This window comes from Kitasatospora sp. NPDC029312 (genome assembly GCF_055569215.1).
Map to the genome: position 1 here is coordinate 208,486 of NZ_JBVHXY010000006.1, position 24,270 is coordinate 232,755.

Below are 24,270 nucleotides of genomic sequence, written 5' to 3' on the forward strand. Positions count from 1 at the left end.
GAGGCGAGATGCGCATTCTTCTGGTCACCCACCGGTTCGCGGGCGAGGAGGCCGGCGGGACGGAGATCCTGGCCGACGATCTCGCCCGGGCCCTGATCGCGCGAGGCTTGGACGTCGCGTGGCTGGCGGCCGGCGACCCGCCGTCGCCACAGCGACGCACCGCAGCCGAGTACCTCAGCGTGCCCGCGGCCTTCGCACGCAACTACCCGGTCGGCTGGCCCATCCAGGAGGCTCAGCAGGCAGCGCGCATCGAGCAGTTGCTCGCCTCGCGACCTGCCGTCGACTTCGTCCACGTCCTGCACTTCAGCCGCATCGGCCTGGCGTTCCTCGACACCGCGCCACTGCGGAACGTGCCGGTCGTCGCGACGCTGACCGACTACACCGCCGTCTGTCCCGACCACCAGCTCCTCGTGCGCTCCACCGGTGACCAGTGCGCCAGTACCGCGCCCTCGACCGGCTGCTTGGGATGCCTGGCTGCGCCTGCCGCGGCGGTGGGGGATGTGGAGTCGTGGCGGGCGCGCAACGTCGCGTGGCTGAACGGGCGGGTGCGGGCGCTGTGGACGCAGACCCCGCACCAGGCTGTGGAGCTCGCGAAGGCCGGCGTCGCGCTCGACAAGGTGGTCCGGGACCGGGCCTGCTACGGGCTGCCCTCCACCTGGCGGCCACTGGCCGAGAGCGGTGATGTCGGCGAGTACCTGCTGTTCGCGGGCCGGTGCTCACCCGAGAAGGGCCTCCACGTCCTTCTCGATGCCTTCGCGGACACCCCGGTTGAGCTGCCGTTGCTGGTCGCAACGGTGCCAGACGACGCCGCGTACGAGGAGCGGATGCGGGCCAAGGCTGCGGCCGATCGGCGGGTGCGCTGGCTTCCTCCGCTCTCCCGCTCCGATGTCGGGCCGGTGCTGGCCGGTGCCCGGGCGTTACTGGTGCCCTCCCAGTGGTGGGAGAACCATCCCATCGTGGCGCACGAGGCCCGGGCCCTGGCCGTGCCGGTGTGGTCCTCGGCGGTGCCGTCGATGCGCCACCTCGCGGACGACGAAGACGTCCACCTCGTCGAGCAGTACGCCGACCCGGCTTCGTGGACGCAGGCGATCGATGCAGCGGCCGGACACCGGGAGCCGCGGGTGCCGTCGTTCTACCGCCGGGCAGCCGAGTTCGAGGCGTTCGTCGACGAGATGGTCTCCGTCTACAGGAAGGAGGTGACCAGGTGATTCCCCAGCAGGTGCCTCCGATCGTGGTGCCGGAGCGCTTCCGGAAGTTCCTCGTCACCGACGACTTCGACCGCTACGGGCTCGAACCGGGCCGGCCGACGCCAACTCCCCAGTACCTTCAGGTGGAACTCACCGACCTGTGCAACCTCGCCTGCGCCGGATGCGTGCGGGCGGTGCACGACAGCAGCGGCGGGCACCTGCCGCTGGACGCCTTCGTCGCGCTGCTCGAGCAGTTGCCCGATCTCGGCCACGTCTCCTTCGTCGGCGCCGGTGAGGCGCTGATCGTCCGCGACTTCGCCGCCTACGTCCAGGCGTGCACCGACCGGTCCGTGTTCACCTCGACGAACACCAACGGCCTGCTCGTGCGCCGTCGTCTCCAGCCGGTCCTCGACGCCGGACTGGGCCTGCTCGCCATCAGCGTCGACGGCGCCGACGATGACACGCTCGGGCGGATGCGCTCCGGCCTGCGCCGATCCCAGCTCTCCACCGCACTGCGCGAGGCTGCAGAGATGACGCGACAGCGCGACACCGCGCTGTCGGCCGCGGTGACGCTCTCCACCGCGAACCTCGACCAGTTTACCGCGATCGTCGAGTTCGTCGGGGACCACGGTGTCACACGAATCAGTGTGGAGAGCCTGCACCACTGGGGCGAGGACAAGACCCTCAATACCGAGTCCCTGTTCACCGCCCCACCCGCGCAGGTCGTGCCGCACCTGGAAGCCGGCCTCGCCCGCGCCGACGAACTGGGGCTGCAGCTGTCGATCTTCGACTACTCCCGGCTGGCCTCCCCGGCCGCCGCGAAGGCCGTGTGCCCTTGGCCGTGGGACGCCAGCTACATCACCAAGGACGGCGACGTCACGCCGTGCTGCATCCACATGGAGTCCTCACCCCAGAACGCGCTCGGCAACATCCACCAGGCGCCGATGGCCGAGATCTGGACCTCGAAGCCGTACAGGGCTCTGCGGGACTCCTTCCTCTTCCAGAGCCCTACCTGGTCCTCATGCGAAGACTGCGTGTACCGAAGGGAGTTCGGACGTGTCTGACACCCATCCGCCCGCCCTCCTGGGCAACCGTCCGGCCGAGGACAGTCGGCGGCTCCTGCACCGGGCGGTCGACCTCGGCCTCGACTTCGCTTCCGGAGCCCTGCGCGACAGCCTGGTCCTGCGGCACGCGACGGTCAGCGAGCTCATCGCCCGCTTCGCCGGCGCGCTACCCGAGGACGGCGAGAACGACGAGCAGCTACTGGAGGCCCTGACCGAGATCTCCCAGTGGTCGATCTCCCAGGCAGACCCGCGCTATCTCGCGTTCCCCGACACCGGCGACAGCATCGCCGCCCTCGCGGCCGACATCGTCGCGTCCTTCCTCAACCAGAACCTGATCGCCTACGACCGCAGCGCTCCCGCCGCCAGCGTGATCGAGGCCCAGCTGATCACCTGGCTCCGCGAACTCATCGGCTACCCCGTCACGCCTCTGGCCGACTACCAGGGACTCGCCTCGCTCGGCGGCATGTGGACCTCCGGCGGCAACATGAGCAACCACATCGCCATCGCCACCGCCCTCGCCCACACCTACCCCGAGACCCGCACCACCGGCCTGCGCGCCCTGCCCGAGCAGCCGGTGATCCTGCTGGCCGGCGGAGTCGAGCACTTCTCCTACCTCGCCGCCGCCCAAGCCCTCGGCCTCGGCGCCGAAGGACTGCTATGGGCGGACGCCACCCTGGACTTCACCAGCGACCCCGCCTCCGTCGCCAGCCTGCTGGCCTCGCCGCCACCCGGCAAGCGGATCTTCATGGTCGTCGGCGTCGCCGGCAACTGCCGCACCACCGGCATCGACGACCTGCAAGCCCTCGCCGAGCTCAGCGCCCAGCACAGCGTGTGGTTCCACGTGGACGCCTGCCACGGCGGCAGCCTGCTGTTCTCCGAGAAGCTCAAGGTCCAGCTCGCCGGCATCGAGCACGCCGACTCCGTCGCCCTCGACCCGCACAAGGGCCTGTTCGTCAGCTACCCCTCCAGCTACGTACTCTTCCGCGACCCCGCCGCGCTCGGCCGCTTCGCCCGCTACCCGGACCGCGCCGACGACCCCGGCTGCATCGACCTCGGACTGATCACCCCGTTCTACGGCTCCCGCGGCTTCGAATCTCTCAAGCTCTGGGCACTGATGAAGCATCAAGGCGTCAACGGCATCGGCCGGCTCGTCGAAAACCGTCAGGCCACCTTCCAGAAGATGGTCGACCTGCTCGAGCGCACCGGCTGCTTCCGGATGCTCGGCACCTCCGACTTCTACCGGTGCGCCTTCGTCTTCCTCCCCACCCCGGTCGCCGAAGCCCTCGAACAGACCAAGCTGCCGACCGCGCACCACACCGCGGTGCGCGACCTCATCTCCCACTACACCGCCGCCTTCGCCGACCGCCTGTACCGCGCCGGCACGGTCGTCTTCGACCTGTTCGCACTGCAGGACCTCGCCGACCGCATCGGACTCGGCAGCCCCGCCAAGTACCAGGTCATGGGGATGTGCGTGGGCCACCCGCACATCCCCGACCAGGTCGAGCACGGAATCGAGCGAGACATCACCGAAGCCGCCCGCGACCTTGCCGGCCGCATGTTGGAAGACCTCCTCGCCCTACTGGCGTCCGCGAGCCCGGCCGACAGCCCCCGGGAGCCGGACGTGACCGGACCGGCGGGATGGTGACCCCCGTGACCTATCCACCCACGTTCACGATCGCCTACCTCGTCCACAGCGACGTCGAACTCTTGCGCCGCACCGTCCCCACCACCTTGGACGCCCTGACCCGCGGCACCCGCCACCCGTACGACCTGGTGCTCGTCGTGGACGGCGCGGAAAGCGCCCCGGCCGACGAGATCCTCGAACTCGCCCACAGCACATGGGGGTTCGACGAGGTACGGCTGCGCTGGCGCACCCGCCACCGGGCCTCCGGTGACCAGGCGAACAACATCCACACCCATTTCGTCAGCGACAAGAGCCGCTTCCTGATCACCATCGAAGGCGACGTCGTCGCCTTCCGCGACCCGAGTGCCACCGATGTCCTCGCCGAGATCACCGAAACCTTCGACCAGTGCCCGCAGCTCGCGCTCGCCCAGCGCATCGACGACCACGACTGCTGGCAGTGGAAGCTGGAAGAGGTCGGCCCGCCGCTGAGCGACCGGGCCCGCTCCGTCAACCGCGTCTCCTCGCACTTCCTGATCTACGACACCGAGCGGGCCCGCCCCGTCATGACCGCGGCCGGCGGCATCCCCGGCGACCGGTTCCACGACGACGGCCAGCGCTGGATGAACTACGAGGACTGGCTGTCCCACACCTTCGCCCAGCCCTCCGGCCCCGGCATCGGCTACCTGCACCGCCTCCCTCTCCGGGTCTTCCACTGCGATGAGAAGACCGCCCCCGGTACCGCCCACTACCGCCGCGACATCGCCACCCGCCTGCATGTCTTCGCCGAACGCGAGCACGCCGTCAAGGAGGAACTCGGTGCCTGACCACCGCCTTGTCCCCTCGCCCGTGTTCCTCCTCTCCCCGATCCGCTCCGGATCGACTCTGCTGCGCTGCCTGCTCGGTTCCCACCCCGACGTCCACGCACCGCACGAACTCCACCTCGCCGGCTACACCGTGGCCGTCGACGACGAGTTCACCGACCTGTCCATGCGCACCCTCGGCCTCGACCACACTGACCTCGAGCACCTGCTCTGGGACCGCCTGCTGCACCGCCGGCTCACCGAGGCCGGCAAGAGCGTGCTCGTCGAAAAGTCCCCGGGCAATGTGTTCATCTGGCAGCGCCTCGCAGCCTGCTGGCCCCAGGCCCGCTACATCGTCCTGCGCCGCCACCCGGTCGCCATCGCCGACTCCATCCGCCGCGCCGGCGACGCCGACGACCTCGCCGAAGCGGCCGTGACCGTGGACAAGTTCGCCGCCGCCCTCGACGAGGCCGCCGCCAACCTGCCGGGCGCCGTCCACGTCACGTACGAGCAGCTCACCGCCGATCCGGAAGCCACCTGCAAGGCCCTGTGCGAGCACATCGGCATCCCCTGGGATCCGAGCATGCTCGACTACGGCCGTCACGACCACGGCCCGTTCGTCTACGGCATCGGTGACTGGTCCCCCCAGATCGCGTCCGGCCGTATCCAGGCCGCCACCTTGCCGCCCGCTGACCCAGACGTCCCGCCGCTGCTCAGTTCCTGGTGCCAGAAGTGGGGCTACGCCCCGTGAACCAGCCGAGATCGTCAGCCGTCTTCTGGCTCCTCGGCCTGCCGGCCTCCGGCAAGCCCACCCTCGCCCGCCACCTCCTCGACTACCTCCGCGCCGAGCACGGCGCCGAATGCGGGCTCTACGACGCGGACGTCGAACGCGCCACCGGCGTCCTGCGAGATCTCGGCTGGTCACCCTCCGACCGCATCGCCACGATCCACGCCCTCGCGCACGCCGCCAACCGGCACCAGGTCGGCATCGTCACCCTGGTGACCTCCACCGAGGCGGAGCGCAAGCTCGCCGCAGACCTCCTCGGAGAACGCCTCCACCTCATCCACGTCCATGCACCCGAACCGGTGCGCCACGCCCGCGACGCCCTCCGCACCGTCCGCGCCTACCGGACCAAACCCGCACCGGACGCGCCGGAGCTGTCCTGGTCCGCTCCCGAACAGCCCTCGCTCTCGCTGGACACTACGGCGCCGCTCAGTACCACCGTGAAAGCCCTGTGTACCTTCGCCGCCACCGCCCTCGCGAACGCCGCGTCCCCATAGACGCCGGGTCAAGCAGCAGTCGGGAGATGCGGCATCGCGCCGGCTCTCACGGGTGCGACCTGCCGGCCGTCGTGCGAGCCGGCCCCGTGCCCGCTGCGACCGCTCCTCGCCTTCTCCGCCACCGCGATGAACGCGAGCTCGGAAAAGAAGAAGCCGCCCAGCTGGTCCGCATCGCACACCGAGGTGTACCAAGCCTCGACCTCTTCAGGAGCGACCGCGCCACGGCCGTGCCTGGCGGCGGACAGCAAAGCCTTCCGGATCTGGTCAACCCGATCCTTCGCATGCCCCGAGAACGCGGTCGACCACGCCAGCAACGGCTCGACGCCGACGAGGTCCAGCGGGCTACGGGCAAGCAGCAGCCCGAGCTTGCGGCCGATCCTGCCGTCCGCGTGATCCATCCAGCTCTGCGCGTCATCCGCAAACGCGTGACATACCCGCCGGTCGAGATCGGCGTCCGCGCCCGCGATCACCATCGAGTCGAAGTCGACGTGCGCAATGACCGCCCGCCCGCCAGGGCGAAGGACTCGCGCCACCTCGGCCAGCATCTCCAGCGGGTCCGGCAGGCACTCGATGGTGTTGTACGACAGGACGACGTCCACGCTGTCGTCGGAGCATGGAAGAGGGTCGCGCAGATCCGCAACGATCGTCGCCGTCGCCCCCTTGTGGCCTGCCAGAGCCGCGTGGACCTGGCGCAACGACTCCGCCGAACGGTCGATCCCTACGAGCGAAGCCTGCGGCGCTATCCGGCTGACAGCCTGCAACGTCGGTCCCGCACCACAGCCAAGATCAACAACAACCTGGTCGGGATCCTGGGGGTCGGCAAGCTCCGCGAGGCGCGCATGGATCGGCTCAGCACTGTCGGACACGGCGCTGCCCTCCTCCCCTGTCCGCGCCAGAGCCCGAGATGGCGGCATCAATAGTTCAGATTTGCACCATATGACATGCTTCGAGATGTCTCATCCCGAGAAGGGAGCCGGCCACTCATGGATCGCCCCGTGGAGCCACCGCCCACTCCAGCCGCGCGTCCCAGCAAGCGGAAAACACCCAGCCCCCAGCCGCTCGGCCGTTCGCAGCCGCAGCGTCCTGGAGCCGACCGAGAACGCCGCCAGGTGTAGCCGACGAGTCCCGGCACAAGAAGGCCGAGCCTGCCCATTGCCCCGGCCGGGGACCTCCCATTCGGTGATCCCTCGAGCACGCCAGTCTCCGTGATTCCCCCGCACCGCTGGTCTCATCCGAACCCGTCGAGGAGCCCGCAACCTGGGGTTCAAGCGCCGCTGCCGCTGAGGGGGGCTTCGTTCTCTCGCAGCGGTCTGTGCCCGTCGGTTGCACGGTCCGGCGCTCTCTGGCGGTGCGTCAGAATGGCTCGACGCCCGGCGGCGTTGCCGAGCAGATCACCGGAGGTGCGGCTTCATGACCCGCTACAGCATCGACCCCGAACGGCACGAGTTGATTGCGACCTGGGGAACCGGCGAGGGCGACCTCGCCACCCGCATCGCCGCCCTCCCGACCGGCACGGACGCCGCCGCGCTGTTGCGGCTGGCCCGCGCCCTCACCCACCTGTCTGAGGCCGCGTGGCGCACCTACACTCACCCGGCCAGCGCCGCCGCGTCCGTGGAGCCCAACTCCGAGGGCTGGCGTCGCACGGAGGAACGCGAGTCCTTCGGCGAGGTCTCCGGCGCCATCGCCCGGCCCAACCTCCCCGAGGACGGCGTGCTCGACGTCGAATACAGCCCCCTGGTCGAATCCGCGCACCGCGCCGGCCGCGCCCTGCACGTCCTCGGCAACGCGGACCTCACGAAAGCCGTCCTCGCCGAGGTCGGCACCGAGCTCGCGGCCGTGGAGAACGCCGAACTCGGCGACCTCACCGGCCGCGCCCGCCAGGCCGTTCTCCTCAGCCGCGAAGGCGCCTCCCCCGTCCAGGTCGCCGCCGCCGACCGACTCCTCGAACAGGATCCCTTCGGCCCCGCGGCACTGTTCACCGACATCGATCCCACCGCCGCCGCCGTCGCCGCAGCCCACTGGCTCGCAGCCGCCGCCAAGGTCACCGCCGAAGCCACCGGGCACTCCCCCACCGCTCTGCTCTTCGAAGCCGACAACATCGAAGCTCTCCCCCACGAAACCCCCACCCTCGTCCTCGGCCCCATCGAGGACGGCATCTCCCCCTACGACGCGGTCACCGGCCTCGTACGCCACGCATCCACATCGCCGACGGCCTCCTCCCCGACCCCGCCGGCCTACGCGAACAACTCGAAGACATCGACGACGACCTCGCCCAGCACACCGGCCCGGACACCGACCCTGAGGACACCGGCCTGCGCCTGACCCCGCTCGACCCCCAACGCCCCGCCCCCGACCTCCTCGAAGACCTCCTCGCCGGCATCCACGGCTGCTGGCTCCTCCACAAGGAATACGACGAAGCCGACGACGAGGACGGCTTCGGCGACGAGCACACCGGACAGCCCGGCATCGACCGCAGCCGATTCGCCCGCCTCGTCCGCGGAGCCGCAACCGCCAACCGCGACCGGCTCATCTGACCGTCCGACTCGACCGCACGAGTAGCACCTCGGGCGCGCCCACTACATCCCCAAGGACACTCCGCACACGGGCCGGCCAGCGCGAGGCCCCCGGCATCGGAACGCCCACCCACCTCGGTCTGGAGCCAGCGGTGACCCGCCCATCCGAGCCGCATTTCAGTGACATTCTGTAACCAAACTGAGGCCACGGGACGCTCGGCCTTCAGGCCGAACATGCGCCAGAGAGCGAGCTTCCTTTATCACCTACATAGGCCTCCGTCAATAGCAAGGTCACCCCGGCCTCCTACTCGCACGCCCCCCGCTTCGGGCCTGAAGCGGTCCCAGGCAGGGCCGATGGTTACGCACGGTACTATTTTCCGGGTACTCACGCCGTCCGTCCGAAATGGCGAGACCGTCTCCCGTTCATTGGCCCGCCCACGTGCGGGTCCTCACCGCGAGCCGCAAGTCAGGGGTCTGATTCGGCGTTGGTGATCGCATGGTGGTCGCAGACGACCCTCCGGCCCGTTGCGCCGGTAGCCTCCGCGAGCCGATCAAGAGCCAATGACCGCTGGAGGAACAGGAAGTGCGCAAGTCAGGACGGCCAGGCCGGGTCTACCGCCGATGCGGGTGCCGAGACGCCGACCGGCGCCAGCTCGGCGCAGCGTGTCCGCGCCTGGCCGAGGAGGGGCACGGTACATGGACGTTCGCCGTCGACATCCCCTCCCTCACGGGCCGCCGGCGCACGATACGTCGCGGCGGCTTCGAGGACGAGTGGTACGCCGAGACGGCGCTGCGGCGCTTCCTCCAAGGCCGCAAGCTGGGGTTCGACGCCGACCCGCACGAGACGGTCGCCGCCTACCTCACCAAGTGGCTCAAGGGCATGGAATTCCTGCTCAAGCCCACCACCTACGCCCGCTACCGCACCTACGTGCTCTGCGAGTTGATACCCGTCTTCGGCAAGCTGCGCCTGGAGGAGCTCGCCCACGACCACATCTCCGCCTACACGCACGAGCAGCTCGAAGCCGGCCGCGGACGCCAGGCCGTCTACCACTGCCTCGCCACCCTCTCCAGTGCCCTGGGCACGGCCGTGCGCACCCACCGCCTGCCCTTCAACGCCGCCCAGCCCCTGCCCATGCGCCGGCCCCGCCCCGACGAACGCGTGCCCTGGACCGCGGAGCAGGCCGTCGCCTTCCTGAGTCACTGCCGAAATGTCGACCCCGCCTTCGCCGACCTGTTCGAGGTCATCATCGGCACCGGCCTGCGCAAGGGCGAGGCACTCGGTCTCCAGCGCCCGTGCGTGCGGCTCGACGACCGCGTCATGTACATCCGCCACACCCTGTCCGCGGTCGACAACCACGAACTCGTCCTGACCCCGCCGAAGACCAGGAAGAGCCGCAACTGGGTGCCCCTGTCCGAGCGCGTCGCCGCCGCCCTCCAGCGCGCCATGGACCGGAGCACCGCCAGCATCAACGGCCGCGTCTTCCAGGGCCCCGACGGCCAGCCCCTCCACCCGGCCGCTGTCCGCCGGCGCTTCCACGAGCTGCGCGAACAGGCCGGACTGCCCCACGTCACCATCCACGACCTGCGCCACCTCGCCGCCACCCTCGCCCTGGAGGGCAACGTCTCCATGGCCGTCATCTCCAAAACCCTGCGGCACTCCACCCTGTCGACCACCGCGAACATCTACAGCCACCTGACCTGGGACGTAGCCAGGGCCGCCGTGAACACCATCGAGGCAAGGCCCTACCTCGTCGAAGCCCGCACCCAGTCCGGCCTCGACGCCCCCGCCCACGGCGCCGGCTTGCCGAACCTGCTGTTCAGCCACGCGGCCTGACGGCCCCACCGCTGAAGCCGGCTCGGCTCTCCTGGCCACTCCGGCCACCAGAGCCGACAAGCAACCGGATTCCCTGGCGCATAGCTGACACCCGATAAACGTGCGGCCCGTCGGAGCAGATGACGCCGGGTTCTGTCGGCATGCCTATCTCCCGGGAATCCTGGCCCATTTCCGCGCCGAAGACGCAACCAGTCCGCGATCGACGGCACGCGGACTCCCAGATGAATGAACAAATGCCCCGTCACGGCCAGGCCGGAGGGGCCAGGCCTGCGGAAACGTGCCCAGCGAGGCGATGTGAACGAGCGTTCACGACCACATTGCGACCACCAAAGGAAAAGGCCATTCCTATCATTTCGATAAGAACGGCCTCCGACCTGCGAAAATGCCGGTCGGGACGACAGGATTTGAACCTGCGACCCCTTGACCCCCAGTCAAGTGCGCTACCAAGCTGCGCCACGTCCCGTGGTCTCGTGCCGTGCGGCGGGGCCTGGGGGGCTCTGCCGGGTGGCTTCTCAACCTTGTCTCCGGTTGTCCCGGCGACGTGGAAAACAATACAGCACGTCGGGGGGTGCTCGCTGCAGGGTTCGGGGGTGGGGTGTGGGTCAGGGGGTGGGGTGGCGGGCGTCGTAGGTGAGGAAGGCGGGGCGGCGGGCGGCGAGGAGGAGGACGGCGGCGACGCAGGCGAGGCCGCCGGTGATCACGGAGGTGGCGGGGTTGGTGAGGGCGGCGACGGCGCCGGACTCGAAGTCGCCGAGGCGGGGGCCGCCGGCGACGACGACGGTGAAGATGCCCTGGAGGCGGCCGCGCATCTCGTCGGGGGCGGCGACCTGCATCATGGTGTTGCGGAAGATCATGCTGATGGTGTCCGCGCAGCCGGCCACCGCGAGGAGCAGGAGGCCGAGCCAGAGGTTGTGGAGTGCGCCGAAGGCGGCGATGGCGAGGCCCCAGGCGGAGACGGCGGCGAGGACGGCGGCGCCCTGGCGGTGGACCCGGTTGACCCAGCCGGAGAAGAGCGCGCCGAGGAGGGCGCCGACGGCGGGGGCGGCGACCAGCAGGCCGACGGTGCGGGCGTCGCCGCCGTAGAAGGTGACAGCGATCGCCGGGAAGAGGGCGCGCGGCAGGCCGAAGATCATCGCGGCCAGGTCGGCGAGGAAGCTGGTGCGCAGGTTGGGCTGCTCACGCAGGAAGCGCAGTCCGTCGAGGACGGAGGCGCGGCCCTTGCGTTCGCCGAGCGGGCGCATGGCGGGCAGGCGCCACATCGCGTAGAGGGTGCCGGCGAAGGCGACAGTGTCGACCAGGTAGGCGGCCTGGACGCCGTAGGCGCCGATCAGGACGCCGCCGAGCATCGGGCCGACGGTGAGGCCGAGGTTCATGCTGACGGTGGCCAGGGCGTTGGCCGCCGGGAGCTGGTGGCTGGGGACCAGCCGGGGGATCATCGCCGAGCGGGCGGGTGAGCTGAGGGCGAAGAACCCGGCCTGGACAGCGACCGCGGCGTAGAGGACGGCGACCACGCCGAGCCCGGCGAGGGCCTGGGCGGCGAGGACGGCGGAGACCACGGCGAGTCCGGCCGAGCCGATCAGGCCCAGCTTGCGCCGGTCGACGGTGTCGGCGATCGCTCCGCCGTACAGGCCGAAGGCGACCAGGGGGAAGAAGGAGAACAGGCCCACCAGACCGGTCGCGAAGGCGGACCCGGTCATGTCGTAGATCTGGACGGAGACGGCCACGGCCGTCATCTGCTGGCCTATGGAGGAGACCACCTGCCCGAACCAGACCCGGCGGTAGTCGGGGTTCTCGCGCAGCGGACTGAGATCGGCGAAGGCCCGGCGGTACCAGGGCGCGGACGCTGCGACGACCTCGGCGAGCGGTCCTCCGACGACTGGAGCGGCATCGGAGGACGCGGAGGGGGGGACGGTATCGGAGGGCGGAGCGGGATCGGAGGGCGGGGCGGGGTCGGAGGGCGGGGCGGGGTCGGCGGCTGGATTGGCAGGATGATTGGTCGACACAGCCCCCATGCTCCGCCCTGCCCCTCATCCACTCCGCACCGGGGGCGGACAGCGCGCACACCGGAAGAGCGAACACCGGACAGGGCGAACACCGGACACCCGGCCGGCATCAGACGGACCGGACCGGGCTAGCGGGTCAGCACCTGCTTCTCCCCCGCCTCCACCGCGAAGTCCAGCCGGTTGCCCGGCGGCGGGAACGGACAGATGAAGTGGTCCGCGAAGGCGCAGGGCGGCAGGTAGGCCCGGTTGAAGTCCAGGACGGTACGGCCGTGGTCGTCCGGCGCGGGCAGGGTGATGAAGCGGAAGCGGTAGGTGTCGATGCCGCTGGTCGCGTCCGCGATGACGCCGCTGAGGCGGTTGCCGGAGCGGCTGACGGTCAGCGTGCGGTGCTCGCCGGCCACCGTGAACTCGACCTTCCCGGTGACGGCCAGCGGGCGGTCCTTGCCGTCCGCGTTCGGCACGACGACCGACGACTGGGCCTCGCTGTCGAAGGGCGTGAAGACGGCGGGTACGGCCCACTCGGGCGCGTACGGGTAGGCGGAGATGCCCACGAAGGCGGTCCGGCGGGGTGCGGCCGGGTCGAAGACCCGCAGGGCGAGTTCGCCTTCCCGCTCGATGGGGACGAGCAGCAGGTCGCCGAGGACGGCGGTGTCGGCGGCCGGGTCGGTGTCCGGTCGCAGCAGTACCTCGCCGTCCACCGGGCCGGCGGCGCCCGCGACGGTGATGCCGTCGGCCGCCGCAGCCCGTACCCGAACGCCCTCGGCGTCGGCCCACCACTGCCCGGGCAGCCCGGGGAGCTCGGCCGGCTCTGGCGTCAGCCAGTGGGTGCCGGTGAGCGCGAGCTGGCCGTGCGGCGCGCTCACCGATGCCGCCCGCCCGTCGCTCCAGTGCTTCCAGTCCTCCGCAGCCGTCTCCGTCATCGATCGACCCTCCCGGTCAGGTGTGCGGACGGCCGCCGTTCGAACCGTCCGTCTCGGTCATCCTCCACAACGCCATCCTCCTCAACACCCCCCACCCGGACGGATCATTCCCCGATCCCGGCAAGCCGCCGATACCGCAAGGAGACCGCCAGGCGACCGCAAGGACACCGCAATGCGGTGGCAACACGGGCGGCTCGGCCGGCTCAGCCCTTCAGCGGCCGGAACAGACCCTCCTGCACCACCGACACCACCAGTTGCCCGCTCCGGTCGAAGATCTGCCCGCGCGCCAGGCCGCGCGCACCGTGGGCTATCGGGGACTCCTGCTGGTAGAGCAGCCAGTCGTCGGCCCGGAAGGACTGGTGGAACCACATAGCGTGGTCCAGTGAGGCCATGTCGAAGTGCCGAGTGCCCCACAGCGGCTCGACGGGGGCGCGGACGGCGTCGAGCAGCGTCATGTCGCTGGCGTAGGTGAGGGCGCAGACGTGGATCAGCGGATCGTCCGGCAGCGGGCCGTTGGTGCGCAGCCACACGCCGCTGCGTGCCTCGACGCCGGCCAGCTCCTCCTTGCTCCAGCGCAGCCGGTCGACGTAGCGGATGTCGAAGGGCTGTCGGCGGCTGATGAACGGGGGCAGTTCGCCGAGTCTGGAGCCGACCTCCTCCAGGGCGCTGGGCAGCTCCTCGGGGGCGGGGACCTCCGGCATCGGGTACTGGTGCTCGATGCCGCCCTCCTCCGGCCGGTGGAAATCGGCGGTGAGCGCGAAGATCGACCGGCCCCCCTGGATGGCGAGCACCCGGCGAGTGGTGAAGGAGCGGCCGTCTCGGATCCGGTCGACCTGGTAGACGATCGGCACGCCGGGCACCCCGGGGCGCAGGAAGTACGCGTGCAGCGAGTGCACCGGGCGCTCGTCCTCCACCGTCCGCCCCGCCGCGACCAGCGCCTGTCCGGCGACCTGGCCTCCGAAGGTGCGCTGAAGCGCCTCCTCGGGGCTGCGCCCGCGGAAGATGTTCAGCTCGATCTGCTCCAGGTCGAGCAGATCCACAAGGTCGTCGACGGGGGTACCCATGCGCGCGCTCCATCTCTGGACTTCGATCAGTCCTCCAGCTCAATCGAATTCTCCGGCGCCCCGGGTCATTCCCGCTCACCGGGGCGGGCGTACCAATTCACTCGAACGAGCAATCGATCGAACGCACGGCTGACGGACTCCCCGGAAGCCCGCCCCGCCCAGGCTCCCCCAGCGCCCAGCGCCCAGCGCCCGGAGCCCAGAGCCCGGAGCCCGGGGCCCCCAGGCCCCCGCCCAGGCCTCCACGCCTACCCCGCCAACCCCGACTCCCGCACCGTGATGTTCAGCCGCCCGACCAGCCCCAGCGCCGGGTCCGCCGTCCCCGGCAGCGTCCGCACCACCCCGTGGTACGCGAAGCGGACCGGCCCGCCGAACACCAGCAGGTCCCCGCTGTGCAGCTCGAAGTCCGTCCACGGCCTGGTCCTGGTCTCGGTGTTCCCGAGCCGGAACACACAGCTGTCGCCGAGCGAGAGGGAGACCACCGGCGCGCCCGTCCGCTCGTCGCGGTCCTGGTGGAGGCCCATCTTCGCGCCGTGCGGGTAGTGGTTGACGATCGCGGTGTCCGGCTCGTACGCGGCCGCGCCCGCGATCTCGCCGGCGCGCTCGCCGTACGCGTCGGCCACCGCCCGCCGGGCCAGCTCCCGGAGCGACGGCGGGAACGCCTTGACCGGCGCGCCGTCCTCGGCGGTCCGCGCGTACCCGTACGGGTACCAGTGCCAGCCGAGGCTGACCATCCGCACCGACATCTCCCCGCCCGTCGGCATCCGCACCGTGTGGAGCCCGGCCGGCGGGCGCGCCCACTCCCGGCAGGCGGCGACCAGACGCAGCTGGGCGTCCGGGTCCAGCCAGCCGGGCAGGAGTACGGCCCCGGGCGCGGGTTCGCGGCGCTCCCGGGCGGCCGAGCCCCCGGGCACGTCACCGAAGAGCTCGCCCTGGATCACCCCACCATCCTCCCGCACCGCCCGGCCGGAGCGCAGGCCGAGCCTGCACCACGCCCGACCCGCCCCCTTCACCCCCGCCGATCAGCCCCAACTTCCGCGCGCAGGACGGCCAGGCCTCCCACCCCTGCCGCCGCACGATCTCCTCCCCCACCGTCGTCTGCTCCCGCCGGCTCGCGTGGTCCGGCCGGTCGGCGAAGTGCAGGCCGCCGGCCTCCTCCCAGGTGGACGGGCGGATCTGCAGCCCGCCGTAGAAGCCGTTGCCGGTGTCCGCCCGCCAGTCGCCGCCGCTCTCGCACTCGGCGAGCGCGTCCCACACCAGGTCGGCGACCCGTACCTCCCCTGCGGCCCGCACCGCCGCACCAGCCCTCCCACCACCCGACGCCACCGACGCCAGCACCGCCAGCACCGCCAGCACCGCCACGGCGGCCCCCGCTCCCACTACGGCCCACCCACGACGCCAGTCATACGAATGCGGCATGGCAGCCGACCCTAGACGGCCCGCGTCCCCGGCGGGCCCGACACACCGGGAACGCCGCCGGCCGCTCCCCCGCACAGCGGAGAAGCGGCCGTCGAGGCCCGAACGACGTCGGTCGTCCCGAGGACTCAGCCCGAGGGACTCAGCCCGAGGGACTCAACGACTCTCAGAGGAACTCGGAAGGGCTCGGAGAGCCCCGGAGTGACCCAGCGGGACTTCAGATGCTCAGCGTCTGACCCGGGAAGATCAAGTCCGGGTTGCCACCGATGACCTTGGCGTTGTTCTTGTACAGGTCGTGCCAGTCCAGGCCCTGCGCAGCGGCGATGGCGCTCAGGGTGTCACCGGCCTTGACGGTGTAGCTGCCCTTGGCCGGCTTGGCGTCGTTGGAGCCGGTCCAGGACTTGGCGGCCTCCTTCTTGGGCTCGGCGGCCTTCGGCGCGGCCTCCGCCTTAGGGGCGGTGGTCTTCGGCGCGGCGGCGGCCTTGGGAGCGGCGGCCTTGGGCGCAGCGGCCTTCGGCGCCGGGGCGGCCTGCGCCGGCTTGGCGGCAGCGGCAGCGGAGCCCGCCGAGGTGTCGACGGCGGCCGGGGCGCCGCCCTTGGTCAGACCCGCCTTGACGGAGCAGACCGGCCAGGCGCCGGGGCCCTGCGAGGCGAGGACCTTCTCGGCGACGGCGATCTGCTGCGCCTTGGTGGCGAGGTTGGCCTGCGCGGCGTAGGCGGTGCCGCCGTAAGCGGCCCAGGTGCTGGAGGTGAACTGCAGACCGCCGTAGAAGCCGTTGCCGGTGTTGATGGCCCAGTTGCCACCGCTCTCGCACTGGGCGACGGCGTCCCAGGTGGAGACGGAGGCGGCGGAGGCCGAGGTGGCCGTGACGAGGCCGGCCACCGGCAGGGCCGCGACAGCGGCGCCCGCCACGACGGCCATCCGCACGCGGTTGCGCTTGGTGGCGGTGGAGGGGGTGGCAGCGGCGTTCTCGTGACGGAAAGTCATGGGGTTCCTCTCGACAGCCCCGGGCGGGCATGCGGAACCAGACCCTCGAGAGGGCCGCGTTCGCTTGCCGCGTCCGTAGGGCGGCCGTGCACGTGTCGGACGTGCCGCTGCCGCCCCGGCCACCCAGCCACTCACCGGCGACCTGTTCGAGCGATCGCGTCGGCGGGCACCTGCCGCGCCCTGCCGGAGCCGGGGGGCGGTGCGTCGGGGGTGAACCCGGGTGGCGCTCGTTGCGCCGTCGAAGAAGCTACGAGCCGGGCGGTGAGGAAACCAAAACTCCACCGGTCTGCCCAGCTCAGCCTGGGGTTACCGGCGGTAATGACCTGGCAATTCCGTCCGAAATGTCTGCTTTAGCCGTTGATTCCTAGATCAAACACCGAGGCGGCGTGACTCACCTCACCGCTCCATTCCGGCAGTCCCGGCACCGACATCGACAGATTGCGACCAGGAGAACACGCCATGCGGTCGGATCCGGGGCAATTCCCGTCAGCCTGTACGGCCACCCGTGACGCCAGACACAAGGGTCCGTTGGGCATGGCGACCTCTCCGTGTCCGCCCCAACACCACCACCGCACCCATCCGAGGAGACCCTGTGCCGCGCATGCTCGACGTCAGCGACGAGGTCCGGTCCGAGATCGGCGACGATGAGGCCGACCGCCTGCTGGGCGGCGACCGCGCCCCCGACAGTTACGAATGCACCTCCTGCCGCACCCCTGGCGACACCCACGCGGACCCCACCAGCACGGTGCTGTTCGTCGGCGACGAGACGGCCGTGCTCGCCTTCGCCCACGCCCGCTGCATCCCCTCCCAGGTGGTCCCGGTCTCCGAGGAGCAACTGGCCGGCGCGGTCCGCAGCATCAGCCAGACCCAGCCCGCAGCCGCCCCGGACCTCGTCGTACCGAACCTCACCCTGCCGGACTTCGCCGTCCCCGGCCCGGCGGCCCCCGTCGACGCCCTGCCCCAGCCGACCGCTCCCGGTCAGGCCGCCATCCTCGGCATCACCTGCGGGCTCGTCCTGCACGGCAAGGTCGGCCACGCCTCACTGGTGGTCGAGCCCACCGGCCCCGTCGGCCGCCCCGGCAGCACCTCCGGCGAGGACGAGTTCCTCGACCTCCTCCAGGACGCCGGGTTCCAGCGGATCAGCGACCTCGACGAAACCCCGGACCAGCTGCCCGGCTGGTCCGTGCTGGTCGCCATGGGCAAGCTGCACGCGATCCTCCAGCCCGCCGCGGCCGGCGGCAGCACCGGCTGGTGGCAGGCCCACCAGCCGCTCCAGGTCACCGACGCCTGGCGGATGGCGGCCAGCCAGCTCGCCGAGGTGACCATGTACGCCGTCCCGGCCGGCATGGTCGGCCGCCAGCCCCGTGAGGACCTGCTGCGCCAGGCCCTGGAGCGGGCGGTGGCGCTGGGCCAGGTGGTCGCCGCCTCGCTCCCGCTCGCCGGCACCTGATCGACCGCGCCGGGGTGCCGGAAGGATGGCCGCCGCCGCCCCACCACGGGCAGCGGCCGTCTTCCGGCACCCCGGCGCCCACGCCCCGGCTCACCCCTGCCTCGGCTCACTCACGCCCCCCGCCCGGTCCTTCCCGCGCCCTACCGTGCGCCCCCGTGACCCGCAGCCGCCGCGCACCGCCCCGCATCGCCCGGAACCACCCACCCCGTACGCCGAACACCCCCGCATCCCCACCGCCTCTCACTCGTTGGCCCCTACGTGTACAGCTACGACGTCTCCGCGCCCGCCGGCCGGTCCGCCACCGCTCCCCGCTCGATCCCGGGCATGCGCCCGTCGTACGACGCGGAGCACCCCCACTCGACGACCCCGATCTACGACGAGCTGTACTCCGAGTACCGACGGCTGTTCCGCGCCCTGCCGGGCGACCGCTCCGGCGAGGAGGACATGGCCTTCACCGGGTTCGCGGTCCGCGACGGCTACCCGTTCCTCGGCGAGCAGCGCTCCTACCCGCCCCAGCAGCAGTCCTTCCACACCTACGCGGGCCAGCCGTCCGGACTCCCCCAGTTCATGCCGGCCCAGCAGCAACACCACCACCACCCCGCGCCGACCACCGGCGACGGCTCCGGCCACACGGGCCATACGGCCCACGCAGCCCAGACGGCCCACGCAGCCCATACGGCGCACACCGCCCAGTCGGCACCGCCCGGCGCCCACTTCCCGAACGGCCAGGGCTGGGTCGCGGCCGGCTACCTCGGCCCGGCCCCGCACGGTGTGCCCGCACCGCCGCCGGTCCCGTCGCCGACGCTCGGTACGGCCACCGGCCTCGCCGCCGCCCCTCCCACCGGCGGCCGCCACCGCCACATGCTCTCCCTCCCCCCGGGCCGCGTCGGCGACCACCACTGACGACGCCCAGCCCCACCCCCTTCAGCGCCCGCCGCACCCCCGCCGGCCCGACAAGCGGAAGGGCCCCGCCACCACGGTGACGGAGCCCTTCCGGTCCACGACGCGCCCCAACGGCACGTCGACGACGCCCTACTTCCTCTTGCGCTTCTCCCGCACCCGCACCGAGATCGAGATCGGCGTCCCCACGAACCCGAACTCCTCGCGCAGCCGGCGCTCGATGAAGCGCCGGTAGCCCGCCTCCAGGAAGCCCGAGGCGAACAGCACGAAGCGCGGCGGACGGATGCCCGCCTGGGTGCCGAACAGGATGCGCGGCTGCTTGCCACCCCGGATCGGGTGCGGGTGGGCGGCCACCAGCTCGCCGAGGAAGGCGTTCAGTCGCGCGGTCGGGATGCGGGTCTCCCAGCCCTCCAGCGCGGTCTCGATCGCCGGGACGAGCTTCTCCATGTGCCGGCCGGTCTTGGCCGAGACGTTGACGCGCGGGGCCCACTGCACCTGGACGAGGTCGCGCTCGATCTCGCGCTCCAGGTAGTAGCGGCGCTCCTCGTCGAGCTGGTCCCACTTGTTGTAGGCGATGACGACGGCGCGCCCGGCCTCGACGGCCATCGAGATGATCCGGGTGTCCTGCTCGGCGAGGGTCTCGCTGGCGTCGATCAGGACGACCGCGACCTCGGCCTTCTCCAGCGCGGAGGAGGTGCGCAGCGAGGCGTAGAAATCGGCGCCGGCGGTGAGGTGGACCCGGCGGCGGATGCCGGCGGTGTCCACGAACTTCCAGGTCTTGCCGCCGAGTTCGATCATCTCGTCGACCGGGTCGCGGGTGGTGCCGGCCAGCTCGTTGACGACGACGCGCTCCTCGCCGGCGACCTTGTTCAGCAGGCTGGACTTGCCGACGTTGGGCCGGCCGATCAGCGCGACGCGGCGCGGGCCGCCGGGGGCGGCGTCGCCGAAGGTCTGCGGCGGGGCCTCGGGCAGTGCGGCCATGACGGCGTCCAGCAGGTCACCGGAGCCGCGGCCGTGCAGGGCGGAGACGGGGTACGGCTCGCCCAGGCCCAGCGACCACAGGTAGGCGGCCTCGGCCTCGGTGGACGGGCCGTCGACCTTGTTGGCGCACAGGACGGTCGGCTTGCCCGCCCGGCGGATGAGCTTGATCAGGGCTTCGTCGGTGTCGGTGGCGCCGACCGTCGCGTCCACGACGAACAGCACCGCGTCGGCCTGCTCGATGCCCAGCTCGGCCTGCGCGGCCACCATGGCGTCGATGCCGAGGACGTCGATCTCCCAGCCGCCGGTGTCGACGACCTTGAAGCGGCGGCCGTTCCAGCTGGCCTCGTAGGTGACCCGGTCGCGGGTGACGCCCGGCTTGTCCTCGACGACGGCCTCGCGGCGGCCGATGATGCGGTTCACCAGGGTCGACTTGCCGACGTTCGGGCGGCCGACGACGGCCAGCACGGGCAGCCGGACGTGCTCGGCGCCGTCGACGTCGTCGAAGCCGTCGATGTCGAAGCCCTCCTCGGCGGCGAGGGCCATGAATTCGGCGTAGTCGGCGGCGTCCAGCTCACCGTGTCCGGTGGCGGAGTGCTCTGCGGTCATGTTCGTCTGTTCCGTTTCCCGGCCCGGCCCTTCCCAGGGGCGTGCCGTGCGTACCTGCCCCACTCGGGGCAGCGCGATGGTTTCCTCCGCGGCACCTCGGCGGCCCGCGGATCGTTCAGTGGTCGGATGATCCGACCGGTAGCCGGATGACCCGACCCACAAGAGCCCGGCCTTCAGCGGCCCGACCTCCAGCGGTCAGTCTCTCAGTGATCGGACTCTCAGCGATCGGACTCTCAGCGGTCAGACCGACGACAGCCCCGCCCGCTGCTCCACCAGTGCGGCGATCCGGTCGATCACCTGCTCCAGCGTGAGCCGGCTGGTGTCCACCAGCACCGCGTCGGCGGCCTGGGTCAGCGGCGCCGTCTCGCGCGAGGAGTCGGCGGCGTCGCGCCGGGCGAGGTCGGCGGCCATCGCGGTGATGGTCGCCTCGTCGACGCCCTTGGCGCGCAGCTCGGCCGCCCGTCGCTCGGCCCTGGCCTGCTCGGAAGCGGTCAGGAAGACCTTGACGGTGGCCGCCGGGAACACCACGGTTCCCATGTCCCGGCCCTCGGCGACGATGCCGCGCTCGGCGACCTCGGCGCAGCCGCGCTGCAGATCGACCAGCCGGGCCCGCACCGCCGGCACCGCGGCCACGGCGCTGACCTTGGCCGTCACCTCGGGGCCGCGGATCGGGACGGAGACGTCCTGGCCGTCCACCGTGATGGTGGGGCCGTCGGCGTCCGTACCGGACACGATCACCGGCTTGCCGCACGCGACGGCCACCGCATCTGCGTCGTCGACATCGACGTCGTTGGCCAGCATCCACCAGGTCATCGCCCGGTACATGGCGCCGGTGTCCAGGAAGCTCAGGCCCAGCCGGGCGGCGACCGCCCGCGAGACGGTCGACTTGCCGGAGCCGGAGGGTCCGTCGATGGCGACGACGACCGGGGCGTGCGCTCGGTCGGCAGTGTCCACGGGGGCGAACCTCTCTCTGAGCATGGAAGCCGGCGCCTTCGGGGCGGACGGCCGGGGGAGTTCGTCTCCCTCAAGGTTAATGGACCGCCGCCCGCACCCCACCCGCCCCTGTTTCGCCCTTGTTCCGCACCCCGCCCGAAGCCTCGGTACCCGTCAGCCCCGGCGCTTCGGCGCTCGGCGCCCGTCACCCCGGCACCCGGCACCCCGGCACCCGTCAGTCCCGCACGCTCCACCCGCTCGAGCGCAGCGCCGCCGTGAGCCGCTTGACCGCCGCCGGCGCCACCGCCAGCTGTACGAAGCCGACCTGCTTCCCGTCCGAGTGCTCGATGACGACGTCCTCGATGTTCACCCCGGCGTCGCCGACCTCGCCGAACAGCCGGCCCAGCTCACCCGGCTGGTCGCCGAGTACCACCGAGACCGTCTCGTACCGGGTGGGCGGCGCGCCGTGCTTGCCGGGGATGCGCGCCTGGCCGGTGTTGCCGCGCCGCATGACCGCCTCGATGCCCTCGGCACCGGCCCGGCGCTCGCCCTCCTCGGCCGCCGCGAGCGCGCGCAGCGCGGTGACGGTCTCCCCGAGGTCGTTGGCGACCTCCGCCAGGACGTCGGCGACCGCGCCCGCGTTGGCGGACAGGATGTCGACCCACATCGCCGGGTTGGAGGCGGCGATCCTGGTCACGTCGCGCACGCCCTGGCCGGAGAGCCTTATGGCGGTCTCGTCGGCGTGCTCGAGCCGGGCCGCGACCAGCGAGGACACCAGCTGCGGGGCGTGCGAGACCAGGGCGACGGCCCGGTCGTGCTGGGCCGCGTCCATCACGATCGGCATCGCGCCGCAGAGCGCCACCAGCTCCAGCGCGGCGTTGAGCGTGTCGGTGTCGGTGTCGGCGGTCGGGGTGAGCACCCAGGGCCGGCCCTCGAACAGGTCGGCGCGGGCGGCCAGCGGGCCGGAGCGCTCCCGGCCGGCCATCGGGTGGCTGCCGATGTAGTGGACGGTGTCGCAGCCGAGCGCCGCGATCTCGCTGCCCGGGCCGGCCTTCACGCTGGCCACGTCGGTGTACCAGTGCGCCAGGTTGCGGCGCTGGCAGTCCGCGAGCACCTTGCCGACCAGCGCGGGCGGGACGGCGATGATCGCCAGGTCCACCGGGCCCTCGGGCGGTTCGATGGTGCCCGCGCCGAGCGACTCGGCGGTGCGGGCGGCGTCCGGGTCGGCGTCCTCCAGGTGGACGGTCAGCCCGCGCGCGGACAGGGCCAGGGCGGCGGAGGTGCCGATCAGTCCGGTGCCGACGACGAGGGCGGTTCTCACTGGGCGATGTCCTTGCGCAGGGCGGCCGCGGCGCCGAGGTAGACGTGGGCGACGTCGGAGCGGGGCCGGTCGGACTCGATGTGCGCGAGGAGGCGGACGACGCGGGGCATGGCGCCCTCGATGTCGAGTTCCTGGGCGCAGATCAGCGGCACGTCCACGATGCCCAGCTTGCGGGCGGCGGCGGCCGGGAAGTCGCTGTGCAGGTCGGGGGTGGCGGTGAACCAGATGCTGATCAGGTCGTCGGTGTGCAGTCCGTTGCGCTCCAGTACCGCGGTGAGCAGGGCTCCTACCCGCTCCGCCATGTGTCCGGCCTCGTCCCGCTCCAACTGGACGGCCCCCCGGACCGCTCGTACCGCCACGACGATGCTCCTTGCTGACGTGCGTAAAGGCTGTTCGGTCGTCCAGCGTAGTCAGCCGAGGGCCGGACCGGCGCGGGGCGACCGCCCGCTGAGACGGCCGGACGGTGGACGGAAATGCGGTTCGCCGGGCGTGAGCCGCCGCGTACGCTCCCGGGCATGCGCCCCGAGAGCCTGGTCACGGACCACACGATCTACGCCTGTGTCATGGGCTCCCGTGCCTTCGGTCTCGCCACGGAGGGCAGCGACACCGACCGCCGGGGCGTGTTCCTGGCGCCCACTCCCCTGTTCTGGCGCTTCGAGAAGCCGCCGACGCACGTCGAGGGGCCGGCGGAGGAGCAGTTCAGCTGGGAGCTGGAGCGCTTCTGCGCGCTGGCGCTGCGCGGCAATCCCAGCATCCTGGAATGCCTGCACTCGCCGCTGGTCGAGTACGCGGACGCCACCGGCCACGAGCTGCTGGTGCTCCGCGATGCGTTCCTCTCCAGAAGGGTCCACGAGACGTTCGTCCGGTACGCCCACGGCCAGCGCCGCAAGCTGGACGCCGACGTCCGCACCCACGGCGCCCCGCGCTGGAAGCACGCCATGCACCTGCTCCGCCTGCTGATCACCGCCCGCGACCTGCTGCGCACGGGCGCCCTCACGATCGACGTGGGCGACCGGCGCGAGGAGCTGCTGGAGGTGAAGCGCGGCGAGGTGCCGTGGGCCGAGGTGGAGACCCGCATGAACCGCCTGGCACGGGAGGCCGAGGAGGCGGCGGCGCGCAGCCCGCTCCCGGAGGAGCCCGACCGGCGCCGCGTGGAGGACTTCCTGGTCCGCACCCGTCGCGCGTCAGCCCTCCAGCCGTACCCGGACGAGAAGGTCGTGCAGGGCGTCGTGTCCCCCGGGCGCGTCGGGCAGGCCTGACGCGGCCTGTGCCGCGTCCAGCACCTCGTGCAGCCGCTCCACGTCGTCCCGCACCCGGTCGTGGTCGACGTCGGCGCCCCCGTGCTCCCGCTCCGCCTTGGCGTCGATCAGCTCCGGCAGGTACGCCGG

Annotated in this window: 22 protein-coding genes, 1 tRNA gene and 1 pseudogene; 11 read left to right on the top strand and 13 right to left on the bottom strand. The window is 71.8% G+C overall.

Going from position 1 to position 24,270, the window contains the following annotated elements:
• The first annotated feature begins 8 nt into the window (after positions 1 to 8).
• The 6 genes from ACZ4WV_RS08130 to ACZ4WV_RS08155 are packed head-to-tail and all read left to right on the top strand — an operon-like array spanning position 9 to position 5,956.
• Positions 9 to 1,208, top strand: a complete 1,200-nt coding sequence (locus ACZ4WV_RS08130; protein ID WP_465744014.1) for a glycosyltransferase — start codon at positions 9 to 11, stop codon at positions 1,206 to 1,208.
• Complete coding sequence (locus ACZ4WV_RS08135; protein ID WP_465744016.1) at positions 1,205 to 2,251, top strand: radical SAM/SPASM domain-containing protein; 1,047 nt, start codon at positions 1,205 to 1,207, stop codon at positions 2,249 to 2,251. Before ACZ4WV_RS08130 ends, ACZ4WV_RS08135 begins: the two co-directional genes overlap by 4 nt.
• Entirely contained in the window at positions 2,244 to 3,896 is a 1,653-nt protein-coding gene (locus tag ACZ4WV_RS08140) for a pyridoxal phosphate-dependent decarboxylase family protein (protein WP_465744018.1), read from the top strand. Before ACZ4WV_RS08135 ends, ACZ4WV_RS08140 begins: the two co-directional genes overlap by 8 nt.
• Positions 3,897 to 3,901: 5 nt before the next feature.
• On the top strand, positions 3,902 to 4,699 hold the full coding sequence (locus tag ACZ4WV_RS08145; RefSeq protein ID WP_465744020.1) for a hypothetical protein: 798 nt from the start codon (positions 3,902 to 3,904) through the stop codon (positions 4,697 to 4,699).
• Positions 4,692 to 5,426 carry a sulfotransferase family protein gene (locus ACZ4WV_RS08150; protein WP_465744022.1) on the top strand — a complete coding sequence of 245 codons (735 nt, stop codon included), beginning with the start codon at positions 4,692 to 4,694 and terminating at the stop codon, positions 5,424 to 5,426. The genes ACZ4WV_RS08145 and ACZ4WV_RS08150 overlap by 8 nt, the downstream gene beginning before the upstream one ends.
• Positions 5,423 to 5,956, top strand: coding sequence for an adenylyl-sulfate kinase (locus tag ACZ4WV_RS08155; protein WP_465744024.1), 534 nt, complete (start codon positions 5,423 to 5,425; stop codon positions 5,954 to 5,956). Before ACZ4WV_RS08150 ends, ACZ4WV_RS08155 begins: the two co-directional genes overlap by 4 nt.
• 8 nt (positions 5,957 to 5,964) lie before the next feature.
• Here ACZ4WV_RS08155 and ACZ4WV_RS08160 read toward each other — a convergent pair whose 3' ends face one another.
• Positions 5,965 to 6,822 carry a methyltransferase domain-containing protein gene (locus ACZ4WV_RS08160; protein ID WP_465744026.1) on the bottom strand — a complete coding sequence of 286 codons (858 nt, stop codon included), beginning with the start codon at positions 6,820 to 6,822 and terminating at the stop codon, positions 5,965 to 5,967.
• 544 nt (positions 6,823 to 7,366) lie between these two features.
• On the opposite strand from ACZ4WV_RS08160, the gene ACZ4WV_RS08165 reads away from it, so the two are divergent.
• The gene (locus ACZ4WV_RS08165; RefSeq protein WP_465744028.1) at positions 7,367 to 8,278 is read left to right on the top strand and encodes a hypothetical protein; all 912 of its coding nucleotides are present in this window, start codon (positions 7,367 to 7,369) and stop codon (positions 8,276 to 8,278) included.
• Positions 8,279 to 9,052: 774 nt separating this feature from the next.
• Positions 9,053 to 10,303 carry a tyrosine-type recombinase/integrase gene (locus tag ACZ4WV_RS08170; RefSeq protein WP_465744030.1) on the top strand — a complete coding sequence of 417 codons (1,251 nt, stop codon included), beginning with the start codon at positions 9,053 to 9,055 and terminating at the stop codon, positions 10,301 to 10,303.
• A 389-nt stretch (positions 10,304 to 10,692) separates the two neighbouring features.
• On the opposite strand, the gene ACZ4WV_RS08175 is transcribed toward ACZ4WV_RS08170, so the two are convergent.
• The 7 genes from ACZ4WV_RS08175 to ACZ4WV_RS08205 all read right to left on the bottom strand — a co-directional run bounded on the left by ACZ4WV_RS08175 (position 10,693) and on the right by ACZ4WV_RS08205 (position 16,691).
• Positions 10,693 to 10,766 (bottom strand) — tRNA-Pro (locus tag ACZ4WV_RS08175).
• A gap of 139 nt (positions 10,767 to 10,905) precedes the next feature.
• Entirely contained in the window at positions 10,906 to 12,102 is a 1,197-nt protein-coding gene (locus ACZ4WV_RS08180; protein ID WP_465744066.1) for an MFS transporter, read from the bottom strand.
• A 332-nt stretch (positions 12,103 to 12,434) separates the two neighbouring features.
• Positions 12,435 to 13,226 (bottom strand): DUF1684 domain-containing protein, encoded by a 792-nt coding sequence (locus ACZ4WV_RS08185; RefSeq protein WP_465744032.1) that lies wholly within the window; start codon positions 13,224 to 13,226, stop codon positions 12,435 to 12,437.
• Between the two features lie 203 nt (positions 13,227 to 13,429).
• Positions 13,430 to 14,290, bottom strand: coding sequence for an acyl-CoA thioesterase II (gene tesB / locus ACZ4WV_RS08190; protein WP_465744034.1), 861 nt, complete (start codon positions 14,288 to 14,290; stop codon positions 13,430 to 13,432).
• 245 nt (positions 14,291 to 14,535) lie between these two features.
• Positions 14,536 to 15,225 (bottom strand): alpha-ketoglutarate-dependent dioxygenase AlkB family protein, encoded by a 690-nt coding sequence (locus tag ACZ4WV_RS08195; RefSeq protein WP_465744068.1) that lies wholly within the window; start codon positions 15,223 to 15,225, stop codon positions 14,536 to 14,538.
• Positions 15,203 to 15,649 (bottom strand): transglycosylase family protein, encoded by a 447-nt coding sequence (locus ACZ4WV_RS08200; RefSeq protein ID WP_465744036.1) that lies wholly within the window; start codon positions 15,647 to 15,649, stop codon positions 15,203 to 15,205. The genes ACZ4WV_RS08195 and ACZ4WV_RS08200 overlap by 23 nt, the downstream gene beginning before the upstream one ends.
• A 271-nt stretch (positions 15,650 to 15,920) precedes the next feature.
• On the bottom strand, positions 15,921 to 16,691 hold the full coding sequence (locus ACZ4WV_RS08205; protein WP_465744038.1) for a transglycosylase family protein: 771 nt from the start codon (positions 16,689 to 16,691) through the stop codon (positions 15,921 to 15,923).
• A gap of 592 nt (positions 16,692 to 17,283) precedes the next feature.
• Between ACZ4WV_RS08205 and ACZ4WV_RS08210 the strand changes: the two genes are divergently transcribed.
• Both ACZ4WV_RS08210 and ACZ4WV_RS08215 read left to right on the top strand, forming a co-directional pair.
• Positions 17,284 to 18,141, top strand: a complete 858-nt coding sequence (locus tag ACZ4WV_RS08210) for a hypothetical protein (protein WP_465744040.1) — start codon at positions 17,284 to 17,286, stop codon at positions 18,139 to 18,141.
• A 258-nt stretch (positions 18,142 to 18,399) separates the two neighbouring features.
• Positions 18,400 to 19,044 carry a hypothetical protein gene (locus ACZ4WV_RS08215; RefSeq protein WP_465744042.1) on the top strand — a complete coding sequence of 215 codons (645 nt, stop codon included), beginning with the start codon at positions 18,400 to 18,402 and terminating at the stop codon, positions 19,042 to 19,044.
• A 129-nt stretch (positions 19,045 to 19,173) separates the two neighbouring features.
• Here ACZ4WV_RS08215 and der read toward each other — a convergent pair whose 3' ends face one another.
• From der to aroH, 4 genes are all read right to left on the bottom strand, one after another.
• Positions 19,174 to 20,628 carry a ribosome biogenesis GTPase Der gene (der, locus tag ACZ4WV_RS08220; protein WP_465744044.1) on the bottom strand — a complete coding sequence of 485 codons (1,455 nt, stop codon included), beginning with the start codon at positions 20,626 to 20,628 and terminating at the stop codon, positions 19,174 to 19,176.
• 240 nt (positions 20,629 to 20,868) lie between these two features.
• Positions 20,869 to 21,606 (bottom strand): (d)CMP kinase, encoded by a 738-nt coding sequence (gene cmk, locus ACZ4WV_RS08225; RefSeq protein WP_465744046.1) that lies wholly within the window; start codon positions 21,604 to 21,606, stop codon positions 20,869 to 20,871.
• 190 nt (positions 21,607 to 21,796) lie between these two features.
• Positions 21,797 to 22,882, bottom strand: a complete 1,086-nt coding sequence (locus tag ACZ4WV_RS08230; protein ID WP_465744048.1) for a prephenate dehydrogenase — start codon at positions 22,880 to 22,882, stop codon at positions 21,797 to 21,799.
• Complete coding sequence (gene aroH / locus ACZ4WV_RS08235; RefSeq protein ID WP_465744050.1) at positions 22,879 to 23,241, bottom strand: chorismate mutase; 363 nt, start codon at positions 23,239 to 23,241, stop codon at positions 22,879 to 22,881. Before aroH ends, ACZ4WV_RS08230 begins: the two co-directional genes overlap by 4 nt.
• 156 nt (positions 23,242 to 23,397) lie before the next feature.
• On the opposite strand from aroH, the gene ACZ4WV_RS08240 reads away from it, so the two are divergent.
• A complete protein-coding gene (locus ACZ4WV_RS08240) occupies positions 23,398 to 24,141 on the top strand; it encodes a nucleotidyltransferase domain-containing protein (RefSeq protein ID WP_228920838.1) in 744 nt (247 codons plus the stop codon).
• Here the strand turns inward: ACZ4WV_RS08240 and ACZ4WV_RS08245 are convergent.
• A pseudogene (locus ACZ4WV_RS08245) lies at positions 24,067 to 24,270 on the bottom strand (nucleotidyltransferase domain-containing protein); the annotation flags it as partial. The gene ACZ4WV_RS08240 and the pseudogene ACZ4WV_RS08245 sit on opposite strands and share 75 nt — an antisense overlap.

Excerpts from the sequence above, each read along its gene's own strand:
- ACZ4WV_RS08130 (WP_465744014.1), top strand. The coding sequence starts at position 9 with ATGCGCATTCTTCTGGTCACCCACCGGTTCGCGGGCGAGGAGGCCGGC.
- ACZ4WV_RS08165 (WP_465744028.1), top strand. The coding sequence starts at position 7,367 with ATGACCCGCTACAGCATCGACCCCGAACGGCACGAGTTGATTGCGACC.
- ACZ4WV_RS08185 (WP_465744032.1), bottom strand. The coding sequence starts at position 13,226 with ATGACGGAGACGGCTGCGGAGGACTGGAAGCACTGGAGCGACGGGCGG.
- tesB (WP_465744034.1), bottom strand. The coding sequence starts at position 14,290 with ATGGGTACCCCCGTCGACGACCTTGTGGATCTGCTCGACCTGGAGCAG.
- ACZ4WV_RS08205 (WP_465744038.1), bottom strand. The coding sequence starts at position 16,691 with ATGACTTTCCGTCACGAGAACGCCGCTGCCACCCCCTCCACCGCCACC.
- der (WP_465744044.1), bottom strand. The coding sequence starts at position 20,628 with ATGACCGCAGAGCACTCCGCCACCGGACACGGTGAGCTGGACGCCGCC.
- cmk (WP_465744046.1), bottom strand. The coding sequence starts at position 21,606 with ATGCTCAGAGAGAGGTTCGCCCCCGTGGACACTGCCGACCGAGCGCAC.
- ACZ4WV_RS08240 (WP_228920838.1), top strand. The coding sequence starts at position 23,398 with ATGCGCCCCGAGAGCCTGGTCACGGACCACACGATCTACGCCTGTGTC.